Below are 13,388 nucleotides of genomic sequence, written 5' to 3' on the forward strand. Positions count from 1 at the left end.
ATACCTTCAATTTATGATGTGGGGGATTCGGTATTTATATTTTATCAGTTTTACTTATAAATGTTCTTAGAATATATTTGAGTTTGGATCAAAAAAAATCCTCAATCAAATGAATGATTGAGGATTAAAAAAACTGGCGGCGACCTACTCTCCCGCTTTCGCAGTACCATCGGCGCTAGAGGGCTTAACTTCTGTGTTCGGAATGGGAACAGGTGAGCCCCTCTGCTAAAACCACCCTAAAGGCTGTTTTGTACAAAAGGATGTACAATATATTTATATTATTAGATTTGAGATTAATAGATAGGAGGCAAAAAGACTATTAAAGTCTATCATCTATCAGTCTATCATCTTCTAGTCTAATAATTATCGATAAAAACGTTCACAAAGAGATAACCTTGTTGCGCAATTGAGCAACTGCCAATTAGGCAATAAATCTACGGGTAATTAGTACTACTCGGCTATGACATTACTGTCTTTACACCTATAGCCTATCAACGTCGTCATCTCCAACGACCCTTAAAAGATGTCTCATCTTGAGGCGAGTTTCGCACTTATATGCTTTCAGTGCTTATCTCTTCCAAACGTAGCTACTCAGCGGTGCACCTGGCGGTACAACTGATACACCAGAGGTTTGTTCAAATCGGTCCTCTCGTACTAGATTCAAGCCCTCTCAAACATCTAACGCCCGCAATAGATAGAGACCGAACTGTCTCACGACGTTCTGAACCCAGCTCGCGTGCCACTTTAATGGGCGAACAGCCCAACCCTTGGGACCTTCTCCAGCCCCAGGATGTGACGAGCCGACATCGAGGTGCCGAACCTCCCCGTCGATATGAGCTCTTGGGGGAGACTAGCCTGTTATCCCCGGAGTACCTTTTATCCTATGAGCGATGGCCCTTCCATACGGAACCACCGGATCACTATGTCCTGCTTTCGCACCTGATCGACTTGTAGGTCTCACAGTCAAGCACCCTTATGCCATTACACTCTACGCACGGTTACCAAGCGTGCTGAGGGTACCTTTGAAAGCCTCCGTTACTCTTTTGGAGGCGACCACCCCAGTCAAACTACCCACCACGCAATGTCCTTCTAAAAGAAGTTAGGCTCCAAGTAAGTAAAGGGTGGTATTTCAACGTTGACTCCACAAACACTAGCGTGCCTGCTTCAAAGTCTCCCACCTATCCTACACATTACTTACTCAAAGTCAATACGAAGTTATAGTAAAGGTTCACAGGGTCTTTTCGTCCCATTGCGGGTACTCGGCATCTTCACCGAGACTACAATTTCACAGAGCTCATGGCTGAGACAGTGCCCAGATCGTTACACCATTCGTGCAGGTCGGAACTTACCCGACAAGGAATTTCGCTACCTTAGGACCGTTATAGTTACGGCCGCCGTTTACTGGGGCTTCAGTCAAACGCTTCGCATTGCTGCTAACGCCCTTCCTTAACCTTCCAGCACCGGGCAGGTGTCAGACCCTATACAGCATCTTTCGATTTAGCAGAGTCCTGTGTTTTTGATAAACAGTCGCCTGGGCCTCTTCACTGCGGCCAGCATTGCTGCTGGCGTCTCTTCTTCCGAAGTTACGAGACTATTTTGCCTAGTTCCTTAGCCATGATTCACTCTAGCACCTTAGGATTCTCTCCTCGACCACCTGTGTCGGTTTTGGTACGGGTTGCTTCACTTCGGCTTTTCTTGGAAGCGATTTCACTACAGCAACTTCGCCCGAAGGCTAGGTCTTGACTATTCCGTCAGTCTCCAGTAGCTACGTCACTCCGTCCCCTTTTTAGTGTGAGCAAGTATGGGAATATTAACCCATTGTCCATCCACTACCCCTTTCGGGTTCGCGTTAGGTCCCGACTAACCCTCAGCTGATTAGCATAGCTGAGGAAACCTTAGTCTTTCGGTGAGCGGGTTTCTCGCCCGCTTTATCGTTACTTATGCCTACATTTTCTTTTCTATCCGCTCCACAATACCTCACGATACTGCTTCTGTGCAAATAGAATGCTCCCCTACCAGATGTAATAAATTACAAATCCATAGCTTCGGTAATATGCTTATGCCCGATTATTATCCATGCCGGACCGCTCGACTAGTGAGCTGTTACGCACTCTTTAAATGAATGGCTGCTTCCAAGCCAACATCCTAGCTGTCAATGCAGTCCAACCGCGTTGTTTCAACTTAGCATATATTTAGGGACCTTAGCTGTTGGTCTGGGTTCTTTCCCTCTCGGACACGGACCTTAGCACCCGCGCCCTCACTGCTGAGAAACATTTATTAGCATTCGGAGTTTGTCAGGAATTGGTAGGATTTGACTCCCCCGCATCCAATCAGTAGCTCTACCTCTAATAAACTTGTCTCAACGCTGCACCTAAATGCATTTCGGGGAGTACGAGCTATCTCCCAGTTTGATTGGCCTTTCACCCCTACCCACAGGTCATCCGAAGACTTTTCAACGTCAACCGGTTCGGTCCTCCACTTTGTGTTACCAAAGCTTCAACCTGCCCATGGGTAGATCACAAGGTTTCGCGTCTAATCCTACTAACTAAGCGCCCTATTCAGACTCGCTTTCGCTCCGGCTCCGGACCTTAAGTCCTTAACCTCGCTAGTAAAATTAACTCGTAGGCTCATTATGCAAAAGGCACGCCGTCACAGAATAAATCTGCTCCGACCGCTTGTAGGCGTACGGTTTCAGGTTCTATTTCACCCTTCTATTCGAAGTGCTTTTCACCTTTCCTTCACAGTACTTGTTCACTATCGGTCTTTCAGGAGTATTTAGCCTTGGAGGATGGTCCCCCCATATTCAGACAGGATTTCACGTGTCCCGCCCTACTCATTTATCATCTATGTATGCCTTTCATATACCGGGCTATCACCGTCTATGGCTGTTCTTTCCAGAACATTCTATTAAACATATAAAGACTTTTGGGCTAATCCGCTTTCGCTCGCCACTACTTACGGAATCTCTTCGATTTCTTTTCCTCCGGGTACTTAGATGTTTCAGTTCTCCGGGTTTGCTCCTCTTACGAGGTGACTGGTCTTCAACCAGCCGGGTTGCCCCATTCGGACATCTGCGGATCAATTCGTGTGTGCCAATCCCCGCAGCTTTTCGCAGCTTACCACGTCCTTCGTCGCCTCTGAAAGCCTAGGCATCCGCCATACGCCCTTAACGATTTCTTTCCTAATTATTAATTAGTTCAGTATTTTTGTCTCGTCACAAGTGACGAGACGGTATTTTTATAAACTCAAGCGCTCAATTGCGCTCGGTTTTCTCTTTGTGATGTTCTTATCGTTAATGTCAATGATCTTTTATCTTCTTACGCCTTTAATGAACAGATATTGTTTTTGGCTCTATCCGTAACTTTTAAATTAAAGTCATAAAACAGTAATATATAAGAGAGTCGAACTCTTTACATTCAATAATATGTACATTATTGTAATGCCGGACCCATTTGTCCATAAATATTGTCTTTCGTAAATGTATAATCTTCTGTTCTTGTTACTTTTCAGTAACTTGGTGGAGAATAAGGGAGTCGAACCCTTGACCTCCTGCGTGCAAGGCAGGCGCTCTAGCCAGCTGAGCTAATTCCCCCTGTTTTAGACTTGGAGATGAAAGACATCAGATACAAGACTTAATCTTGACTCTTTTTCTTTTATCTTCCCGTCTTTTCAATTAGTAGTCTCGGGCAGGCTCGAACTGCCGACCTCTACATTATCAGTGTAGCGCTCTAACCAGCTGAGCTACGAGACTCTCTCTAATTACTAATTATTAATTTTTAATTAATAATTGTTAATTATCTCTTGTTCCCTGATACTAATCTTTAGGGGTTATATTTTTATATAAGCAACCGAGTAAAAAACCAAAGCTTTAATAAGTATAAGGCTCTTTAATTTTGTTTATCGTCTAAAAGACGCTCTAAAATGAGATGTTCCAGCCGCACCTTCCGGTACGGCTACCTTGTTACGACTTAGCCCTAGTTACCTGTTTTACCCTAGGCAGCTCCTTTTACGGTCACCGACTTCAGGTACCCCAGACTTCCATGGCTTGACGGGCGGTGTGTACAAGGCCCGGGAACGTATTCACCGCGCCATGGCTGATGCGCGATTACTAGCGATTCCAGCTTCATAGAGTCGAGTTGCAGACTCCAATCCGAACTGAGACCAGCTTTCGAGATTCGCATCCAGTCACCTGGTAGCTGCCCTCTGTACTGGCCATTGTAGCACGTGTGTGGCCCAAGACGTAAGGGCCGTGATGATTTGACGTCATCCCCACCTTCCTCTCTACTTGCGTAGGCAGTCTCACTAGAGTCCTCAACTGAATGTTAGCAACTAGTGACAGGGGTTGCGCTCGTTGCAGGACTTAACCTAACACCTCACGGCACGAGCTGACGACAACCATGCAGCACCTTGAAAAATGTCCGAAGAAGGATCTATTTCTAAACCTGTCATTTCCCATTTAAGTCTTGGTAAGGTTCCTCGCGTATCATCGAATTAAACCACATGCTCCACCGCTTGTGCGGGCCCCCGTCAATTCCTTTGAGTTTCATTCTTGCGAACGTACTCCCCAGGTGGCTAACTTATCACTTTCGCTTAGTCTCTGAATCCGAAGACCCAAAAACGAGTTAGCATCGTTTACGGCGTGGACTACCAGGGTATCTAATCCTGTTCGCTCCCCACGCTTTCGTCCCTCAGCGTCAGTTAAGACTTGGTAACCTGCCTTCGCAATTGGTGTTCTAAGTAATATCTATGCATTTCACCGCTACACTACTTATTCCAGCTACCTCAATCTCACTCAAGACTCGCAGTATCAATGGCAGTTTCATAGTTAAGCTATGAGATTTCACCACTGACTTACGAATCCGCCTACGGACCCTTTAAACCCAATAAATCCGGATAACGCTTGCACCCTCCGTATTACCGCGGCTGCTGGCACGGAGTTAGCCGGTGCTTATTCATACAGTACCTTCAGCTACTTACACGTAAGTAGGTTTATCCCTGTATAAAAGAAGTTTACAACCCATAGGGCCTTAGTCCTTCACGCGGGATGGCTGGATCAGGCTTTCACCCATTGTCCAATATTCCTCACTGCTGCCTCCCGTAGGAGTCTGGTCCGTGTCTCAGTACCAGTGTGGGGGATCACCCTCTCAGGCCCCCTAAAGATCATCGTCTTGGTGAGCCGTTACCTCACCAACTAACTAATCTTGCGCGTGCCCATCTCTATCCACCGGAGTTTTCAATATCAAATGATGCCATTCAATATATTATGGGGTATTAATCTTCCTTTCGAAAGGCTATCCCCCAGATAAAGGCAGGTTGCACACGTGTTCCGCACCCGTACGCCGCTCTCTCTGTTCCGAAGAACAAATACCGCTCGGCTTGCATGTGTTAGGCCTCCCGCTAGCGTTCATCCTGAGCCAGGATCAAACTCTCCATTGTATGTTTGTTTGTCCTTATACTCAACTCAATTAATAAAAATTGACGCTTTGGTTTTTTCTTACTTGGTTGTTATATGTTATGTCAATGAACTGCGTTCTGTTCGCCTCCTCAGGATTCTTAATCTGTCATTGTTGACCCTGATTTGCGAGTGCAAAAGTAAAAAGTTTTTTCTAAACTACCAAAACTTTTTTAAAGTTTTTTTTAATTAACCCGAAAGTTATTTTGATATGTTTTTAACTCGTCTCCTGCGCTTCCTCTTCTCTCGATTTGGGATTGCAAAAGTAGAAAATGTTTTTGAAACTACCAAAACTTTTTTGAAGTTTTTTTCTAACCCCTAAAGATTATACAGTCTCGTTTATTATCAACTCCTGCGCTCCGTAAACCTTTCGATTTGGGATTGCAAAAGTAGAAAACATTTCCGAAACTACCAAAACTTTTTTGAAGTTTTTTTTAACCATCTAAACGGTTATATAATTTCGTATCTCTTATCAACTCCTGCGCTCCGCCAATCTCTCGATTTGGGCCTGCAAAGATAATGTATTCTTTTCTATCCAACAAAACTTTTTTCAAAAAAATTAAACCTTATTAGTAAGACCTAATCCTTCTCGTATACGTTCTATTGGGCTCCTGCGCTGCTCTCTTAAAGCGGTTGCAAAAGTAGTAACTTTTTTATAATCTGCAAATAAATTTATGAATTTTAAACAATCATTTAATTATCGCACTGATTTTCAAGGTGATTAATTTTGACAGAATCCCGTCATTTGGAGAATAGGTTTGTATTTATGCTGTAATCCGCAATAGGGATAGTAGAGGAAATCCTTTTTATAAAGATTTGGAAAGGGAAAGGAGTGGGCAAATCTTTATAAAAAGATTGTATCGGATAGCCCGGTCCGCAAAATTGCGCTGGATAAAGGAGGGGCAATTTTGCGGAATTGCCCCAAATATTATTATTTTAGAATCTATATCCGAATGAAATGCCAGATCTGACACCAAGCCAATCTGAATCTAAATCTATAACCGCACCGGAAGAATTGGTAGTTACCTTATATTTGAAAAGTGTGATATCTAAATCTTCTATGTCTTCTTTCAGTTGATTTTGTTCGTAAGGCGTGAGGGCGCGTGCAGATTTCCCAGTGATGGTTCCGGTTGCTCCGCCATAATGCCCTCCAATAAACCAGACATCCAAAACCCAATTGTCTCTTCTGCCTAACAGCCATTGCGCACCAATCATCAATCCTATATTATTAGAATTGGTTTTTCCTGAAAAGGCAATCGGAATTTTTTTGTCAACGACAGCAGGATCTTCTGACGTGTAGCGGTAAGTAAGGTTGTCTATATTAAAATGAGAGTATCTATAATATGGAGCAACATAAAAGCCATGGCCGTAACCTTTACCAAGATAAAACCTTGGTTCTACCGTAATGTTGCTGCCGCCTAATTTTATATTGTCCACATTATCATCCTTGATGACCTCATCTATCAAAGGAACCTGGCCGGCCGGAATGAATCCGTAAGAGACCTGAACCGAAAATCTTTTGGTAAATAACCTCTCGTAGGCAAATTGGTAATTGCGAAAGGCAATAGCGGTGAGATTCATCTTGACAAGATTCATCTTTTCCTGTTCGTTTTTCTGCTGAGCATTAGCAATTAATGAACAAAGTAGCGATATTGTAATTAATATCTTATTCATAACTTTTAGTTTTTCTCAAATATATAAAATATTTGAAGTATGACTAAAAATTATTTTTTAATTACTTTTTTGAAGTCCAGCAAAATAATCCTGCAGATCTTTTCTTTGTTTTGTTGTCAGATTCGATTTTGGATGGTAACCTATATAAGAAGGTAAAGGCATCTGTAAATCCCGGACGGTGGAAATTGTTTTCTCAACAGCATTTTCTTTGAGTTCTTTATTATATGAAGCCCATTCTGAAAAGTTGAGATGCTCGCGACCATCATTGATATGATCCTTGACAGCCCATGAAATTGGGGCAACGTATGAATAGCCTGGATATTTGGTTTCGTTGGAATGGCAATCGTAGCAGGCATTTTTTAAAATCGTTCTGATGTTCTCAGGTGTTTTGTATATGTCTACAAAATTATCTTTCTTATTTACAGGTTTGTTTTCTCTGTCAACAGGAATAAGTTGAATTCCTAAAAAAACAACGGCGGTCCAAAGTATTATCTTTTTCAATTGGTTGGCTGCTCTTCTTTGGTAAGATCCCAATTTTCATTGATTTCCCACATTGGACGGACATTGATCTTGCTCATTAATTCTTTTTCTCCTGCTTTTCTGAAGAGATACGCATCTTCTGCCAAAACTCCTGTGGCAAAATCTGCATTGTCCCAAATTCCATTTTCATTGTTATCTACCAAAATCCTTAATTTATAATTTCCGGGCTTTAGGTTAATGAATTTGACATCTGCCAGATTTGTGTATTGCTGATAAGCAGGATCATTTTTCTCATCTAACAGCTGAATCCAGAATTTTTGAGAAGGCAGATTTTTGATATGTGCTGTGAAACTTCCGAATTCTTCCGGTTTTGCAACTTCGAAATCGAAACGAACACTTTCACTAGATCTGTTATAAAAAGACCCAACCGTATTTTTCGGAACAGTCAGCTGGTATTTTTTACCGGTTACGAAATTTGATTTGATAATAATTTGTGTTGAATCCAACTCCGAAATTTTTGCTGTGAAGTTTTGTACAATACTGTCGGACTCCAGTTTCCAGTTTTCCGGCTGAATTTTAGTAATAATATAGTTGGAAGAAAATCGGAAATCTGTTTCCGGAGCCAATTTGTTTGAGAAGGGATTTGCGATTGTCATCTCATCTTTTGCAGGTTTCTTATAAAAGATAGACATCGTGTCTTGTTTGGAGCCCGTATCATAAGAAAATTTGAGATTCTCACTTACTGTTGCACCAATATTTTCCTTAACCGCATCAAACCAAATCCTTACTGAGTCCGATTTTGATTTGTGCGTCACTTTATAATCTACCGGCTTTCCATCAACTGCTTTTACAACCACTTTTTCGGGTTTTCCGTCGAACAGCATCGTCACGCCTCCCGTAGAAATAGTCATTTCTTTGTACTTAACGGTTTTTTTGGATGGGAAAGCTTTTAGTTTCAAGCCGGAGATATTATTTACGAGATCAATTTCTTCTTTCTGAAAAGCTACATTTTCCTTTCCGATGTCATATATAGAATTAGAATTCTCATCATCAAACCCGACAATTCTGTATTTGCCCGGCGTGAGGTAATTCAGTTCAAAATAACCATCAGCATCAGCTTTGCTAATATAATATGGCTTCTGACGATAGTTCATCGTATCTTTTACCTGATAAAGACCAACCACCAGATTTTTCTCTTTTCCTTCAGTATTTTTATCATTTCCTAAAGCATCGGCAATTGTACCGCTGATATAAAGATCATCCAGTTTACTTCCTGTTGAAAATGCGAAATTGAAATATGGCAAAACATTATTCTCATTAAGATCAACAATAGAATTTCCGAAATTGAAATTGTAAGTCGTATTTGCCTGCAAAGTATCCTTCCATTGGATCTGTAGATATTTATTACCTGTAGATGATGGGATAATTTTGGTGTAATTGATGGGAGGCGAAATGATCAGATTTTTGCTGACATCCTTCAAAGTGATATATTCATCAAAATCAATTCTCAATTCTTTGATATCTCTTCGAACATTGATTCTTGTGGTATCGATATTGGAACCGATCATTTTTGGTGGGATAGAATCTTTTGCGCCTCCAATAGGAGAACCAACCCTGGCACAACTTACCAAAACCAACGATGCAAAAAGCCAAAGAAGAAACTGCTTCATTATAAAATATAGATGTTAGAATTTAGATATTAGATATTATACTAAAATCTTAATCAGCAAAAATACGCAAACTTTGATATAAAATTGTTTTCCACATCCCGAAAGGAAGCTAATTTTATCTTAAAAAAAAATGAGTTTTAAAATTAAAACTCATTATAGATGTACTTCAAAATATCTTTGTCAGATTCGGTAATTGGAATTTTTCTGCGTTCCATTGCTTTTTCTGCCACTTCATAGGATCTGTCCAGCCGGAATTTTTCGTCGCCCTTCATCCCGCCCCAGGAAAAATTGTCGACAAGATTCGGCGGAAAACCAGATTTGAAGATATTGGCAGCTACACCAACCACAGTTCCTGTATTGAGTTGTGTATTAATTGCCGTTTTGGAATGATCGCCCATTATCAATCCGCAAAATTGTAAGCCTGTATCCAAAAACCTTTTTTTTCTATAATTCCAGAGTTTTACGGAGGCATAGTTATTTTTCAGGTTTGATGAATTGGTATCTGCGCCAAGATTGCACCACTCGCCAACTACGGAATTTCCTAAGAAACCATCGTGCCCTTTGTTGGAATATCCAAAAATGACAATATTGTTGACTTCGCCACCGACTTTGGAATGCGGGCCAATCGTAGTTCCGCCATAAAGTTTGGTTCCAAGATTTATTTTTGAGTCATCACAAAGTGCCAACGATCCGCGGATATTGGAACCTTCCATGATTTCGGCATTTTTCCCGATGTAGATCTTTCCGGTTTTGCAATTAAGGGTGGAAAATTCTATAACTGCGCCTTTCTCAATAAAGAGATTTTCTTTTTCGCCGATAAATCCATTGGTTGAGGATAATTCTTCAGACGTTCTTCCTTTCGTCACCAATTCAAAATCAAAATTGATTGCAAAATCATTGTGAGAAAAAATATCCGTTGATTTTTCTATGAATAATAATTCCTCCGTGATGTCGGTCATTTTACTGATCTGATTGAGTGAGAAATTTTCCATATTGATGTTGGCTACAAGAACCTCGTTGTCATAAACCAAAGCTTCGCCGGGTTGAAGTTCTTTGATTTGCTTCAGCACTTCATCTGATGGGAAAAAGTTCGGGACTATAAAAAGGCTTTGTTTTGGTTCCGGCTTTTGGAATTTTTCCTGAAGATAATTTTCTGTGATGTAAAACACTTCATCAATATTTAGAAGTTTTTGCCATCTTTCCGAAAATGTCAGGATTCCCATACGCATTTCTGCGACAGGTCTTGTGAAAGTGAGCGGAAGAAAATCTTCCCAATATTGTGCGTCTGAAAAAACAAGCTGCATTTTATTAGATATTAGATGTGAGATATCAGATATTAGACAGAAGCGTGAAAACTTAATTTTCTAACCCTAAGTCTAACTTCTAATGGAAGCAAATTTAACAAAAAAACCTCTCGGAAATCCGAAAGGTTTTGATATTTCTTAAAAATCTGCTAAAATTATTTAGCGAATTTTTTGTATTTGTTCATAAACTTATCAACTCTACCTGCAGTATCAACCAATTTGGTTTTACCTGTGTAGAAAGGGTGAGAAGTAGAAGAGATCTCCATTTTGATCAATGGATATTCTTGTCCTTCGAATTCGATAGTATCTTTAGTATCAGCAGTAGATTTGCAAAGGAACATTTCTTCGTTACTCATATCTTTGAAAACTACTAATCTATAATTTTCTGGGTGTATGCCTTGTTTCATTTTCAGAAGTTTTAAAATTTATTATAATATGAGCATCGGACGTAATGGATCCAACAACTCTGGTTTTGAGGATGCAAAAATAGTAAAACTTTTCTATTCTGCAAATTTTTCTTGATTAATATTTACATATAATATAACCTGATGTTTAAAAAAAATTAATCCTTACTTATGGTAATAATAAATATGTTATATTTTAATACCTTGTTTATCATTTATATACTAATAACCAGTTATTAATATTGCTTTTATAGATTTCTTTCTTTAATTTTATCCGAACTAAAATATTGAAAAATTATGGCTATTTTAACTCTTGAGAATTATAATATTACAACCTCTTACTGGAATCTCGCAAAATCTAATTACGCTGAATTACAAAGCATTATATCTCCGGAAAAAGTTTTTACCCTATTACCGGAACAGATCCAATGGCTGGATGAAGAAAACGAATCCGAATCTTACTTTCGTTTAGACATTGGTGTTTTAGAAGAGCAATTGATACTCATATTGACTCCAAGAAGCAGTACCGGCGAGGTGATAGAATTAAGGAACTACGAATATACAACGCTAGAACCCCTGAATAATGATCTTAAACTTAGCCAGACAAAAACTTATACGGTGACAAACAACTATACATTGTCAAAAGATCTTAAAAAAAGTGAAAATGACTCTGATATGAATTTTCCTATTCTCAATCAGCCTGTTGCAAGACAGCAAGCTGCCGTGGATGAGATCGAATCCTGGAGAGAAAACGGAATGGACTGGCTAAGCCTTGAGGTCACGGAGTTCAACGGTCAAAGGATTTTTAATAGTTTCTATGTCCCGAAAGCAGATTTGCTGCAAAACCAGGAAGACGCAACCAGTCTCGTTTGTGCTTTTGGATTGAAGTATTCTTCGGTTTATCAAAGATTGCTGCCTACATTGATTTTTATCTCATGCTTTGAAAATCCAAGTCTTGTAAATGTTGGTACATTGTCTCCTTCCAACACTTATGACTGGTCAAAGGCTTGTCCTCCATATACAGCTTCGACTATAGGTTTTTAATATTGTGGAAGACTATTTTAAAATCAGCGCATTCTTAGCAGATATCTTTTTGACTGCTGCAGTTATTCTTGCTATTATAAAATATAAACTATTCTCGAAAAATGAAAAATGGTATATCTATTATGCCTTTTTCGTCTTTTGTATAGAAATGATAATGTTTTTTGATATAAAAGGAAAGAACGAAATTTTATATCCAATTTATATAGCCGGAGAATTCTTTTTGCTCACAGGGATCTATCTCAAAAAACTGAATCTTGATAAAAAATATTTCCTTTTAACGGGAATCTTAAGTTTGGTTGTTCTAGGCTTAAGCCAACTGGTACCTCAATACGAAAATGACTATTCCAAAGCGGTTTCTAATCTGATAACGGTTGGTCTTATTGCCTACTCACTAATTCAGGAAATAAAACACCACTCCATAAAAAATCATTTTTTAATCTTGGACTCAGCGATTTTTCTATATTATACCGTCAGTATTTTTATATTTATGTTTCAGCATCAACTGGTTGCGTTTCATTTGGATTCTTTTTACATTTTTTGGAATATCAATAATTCGTTACTTGTAATTTTATATTTTACATTTCTATATACCTTTTTAAAATTAAAGAAATAAAACTAAATATCATATTTTTGATTATGTTGATCATTGTTTTGATCATCATTATATCCTTTATATTAATAGCTTATAAAACTTTTATAAGCAGGATCATTAAGGAAAAAGACCTTCAGCATCAGGCAGAAATCAATCATCAGAAACAATTGACGCTGGAAAACATCAAAGGACAGGAAGACGAAAGAAAGAGAATTGCCATTACGGTGCACGATGATATTGGGAATAGGCTCAATATTCTTTCTCTCTGGCTTAATAATCTTGACAGTGAAAATCAGGATTCTTCCAAAAAAGTAATTACTTCACAAATCACAGAGCTGATAGATTCTACAAGGAACATTTCCCATTCTCTATATCCTGTGAACTTGGAAAAGCTCGGTTTGATTTTATATTTACAGGAACTGGTGACAAATCTTTCCTATAAAATAAACCTCTCCTTATATATAGACGGCCGATATCAAAGAAAAGATATTTTTACAGAAGTTCAAATCTACAGAGTGATTCAGGAGTTTACAAGCAACGTCATCAAACATTCCAATGCAGACGAAGTTTCTATTTATATTAGAAATCATTCCGGATTTTTAACATTGATCCTTTCTGACAACGGACAGAGTTTCGATTACAAAAATGCAAGCAAAGGAATGGGACTTAAAAATATAGAATCGAGAATCAATTCCGTAAAAGGTATTTTTAAATGGAAAAATAAAATCGGAAAAGGCAGCCGAATAATCATTAATATCCCTTTTTAAA

Annotated in this window: 7 protein-coding genes, 2 tRNA genes and 3 rRNA genes; 2 read left to right on the forward strand and 10 right to left on the reverse strand. The window is 39.3% G+C overall.

Annotated elements, in window-relative coordinates; genetic code table 11:
* Positions 1 to 131 precede the first annotated feature (131 nt).
* The 10 genes from rrf to ACFJGY_RS00050 form a co-directional block, all read right to left on the reverse strand.
* Positions 132 to 239: ribosomal RNA gene (gene rrf, locus ACFJGY_RS00005) — 5S ribosomal RNA — on the reverse strand.
* A 185-nt stretch (positions 240 to 424) separates the two neighbouring features.
* Positions 425 to 3,180, reverse strand: a 23S ribosomal RNA gene (locus ACFJGY_RS00010).
* Positions 3,181 to 3,515: 335 nt separating this feature from the next.
* Positions 3,516 to 3,592, reverse strand: a tRNA-Ala gene (locus tag ACFJGY_RS00015).
* Between the two features lie 85 nt (positions 3,593 to 3,677).
* Positions 3,678 to 3,751, reverse strand: a tRNA-Ile gene (locus ACFJGY_RS00020).
* Positions 3,752 to 3,919: 168 nt separating this feature from the next.
* Positions 3,920 to 5,436: ribosomal RNA gene (locus ACFJGY_RS00025) — 16S ribosomal RNA — on the reverse strand.
* Together the 16S, 23S and 5S rRNA genes with 2 tRNA genes alongside form the textbook arrangement of a ribosomal RNA operon.
* A gap of 952 nt (positions 5,437 to 6,388) precedes the next feature.
* The gene (locus tag ACFJGY_RS00030; RefSeq protein ID WP_379966420.1) at positions 6,389 to 7,126 is read right to left on the reverse strand and encodes a DUF3575 domain-containing protein; all 738 of its coding nucleotides are present in this window, start codon (positions 7,124 to 7,126) and stop codon (positions 6,389 to 6,391) included.
* A gap of 57 nt (positions 7,127 to 7,183) precedes the next feature.
* Positions 7,184 to 7,627, reverse strand: coding sequence for a heme-binding domain-containing protein (locus ACFJGY_RS00035; protein ID WP_379966423.1), 444 nt, complete (start codon positions 7,625 to 7,627; stop codon positions 7,184 to 7,186).
* The gene (locus ACFJGY_RS00040; RefSeq protein ID WP_379966426.1) at positions 7,624 to 9,276 is read right to left on the reverse strand and encodes an Ig-like domain-containing domain; all 1,653 of its coding nucleotides are present in this window, start codon (positions 9,274 to 9,276) and stop codon (positions 7,624 to 7,626) included. Before ACFJGY_RS00040 ends, ACFJGY_RS00035 begins: the two co-directional genes overlap by 4 nt.
* A gap of 143 nt (positions 9,277 to 9,419) precedes the next feature.
* Positions 9,420 to 10,580, reverse strand: a complete 1,161-nt coding sequence (locus tag ACFJGY_RS00045) for a GlmU family protein (protein ID WP_379966429.1) — start codon at positions 10,578 to 10,580, stop codon at positions 9,420 to 9,422.
* Positions 10,581 to 10,735: 155 nt separating this feature from the next.
* Complete coding sequence (locus tag ACFJGY_RS00050) at positions 10,736 to 10,987, reverse strand: type B 50S ribosomal protein L31 (RefSeq protein WP_072996866.1); 252 nt, start codon at positions 10,985 to 10,987, stop codon at positions 10,736 to 10,738.
* A gap of 294 nt (positions 10,988 to 11,281) precedes the next feature.
* Between ACFJGY_RS00050 and ACFJGY_RS00055 the strand changes: the two genes are divergently transcribed.
* Together ACFJGY_RS00055 and ACFJGY_RS00060 are read left to right on the forward strand one after the other, a co-directional pair.
* On the forward strand, positions 11,282 to 12,028 hold the full coding sequence (locus ACFJGY_RS00055) for a hypothetical protein (RefSeq protein WP_379966432.1): 747 nt from the start codon (positions 11,282 to 11,284) through the stop codon (positions 12,026 to 12,028).
* Between the two features lie 636 nt (positions 12,029 to 12,664).
* Positions 12,665 to 13,387, forward strand: a complete 723-nt coding sequence (locus tag ACFJGY_RS00060) for a sensor histidine kinase (protein ID WP_379966435.1) — start codon at positions 12,665 to 12,667, stop codon at positions 13,385 to 13,387.
* The last annotated feature ends 1 nt before the right edge of the window (position 13,388 follow it).

Origin of the sequence: Epilithonimonas sp. UC225_85 (assembly GCF_042695135.1) — a bacterium.
Taxonomy (GTDB): Bacteria; Bacteroidota; Bacteroidia; order Flavobacteriales; family Weeksellaceae; genus Epilithonimonas.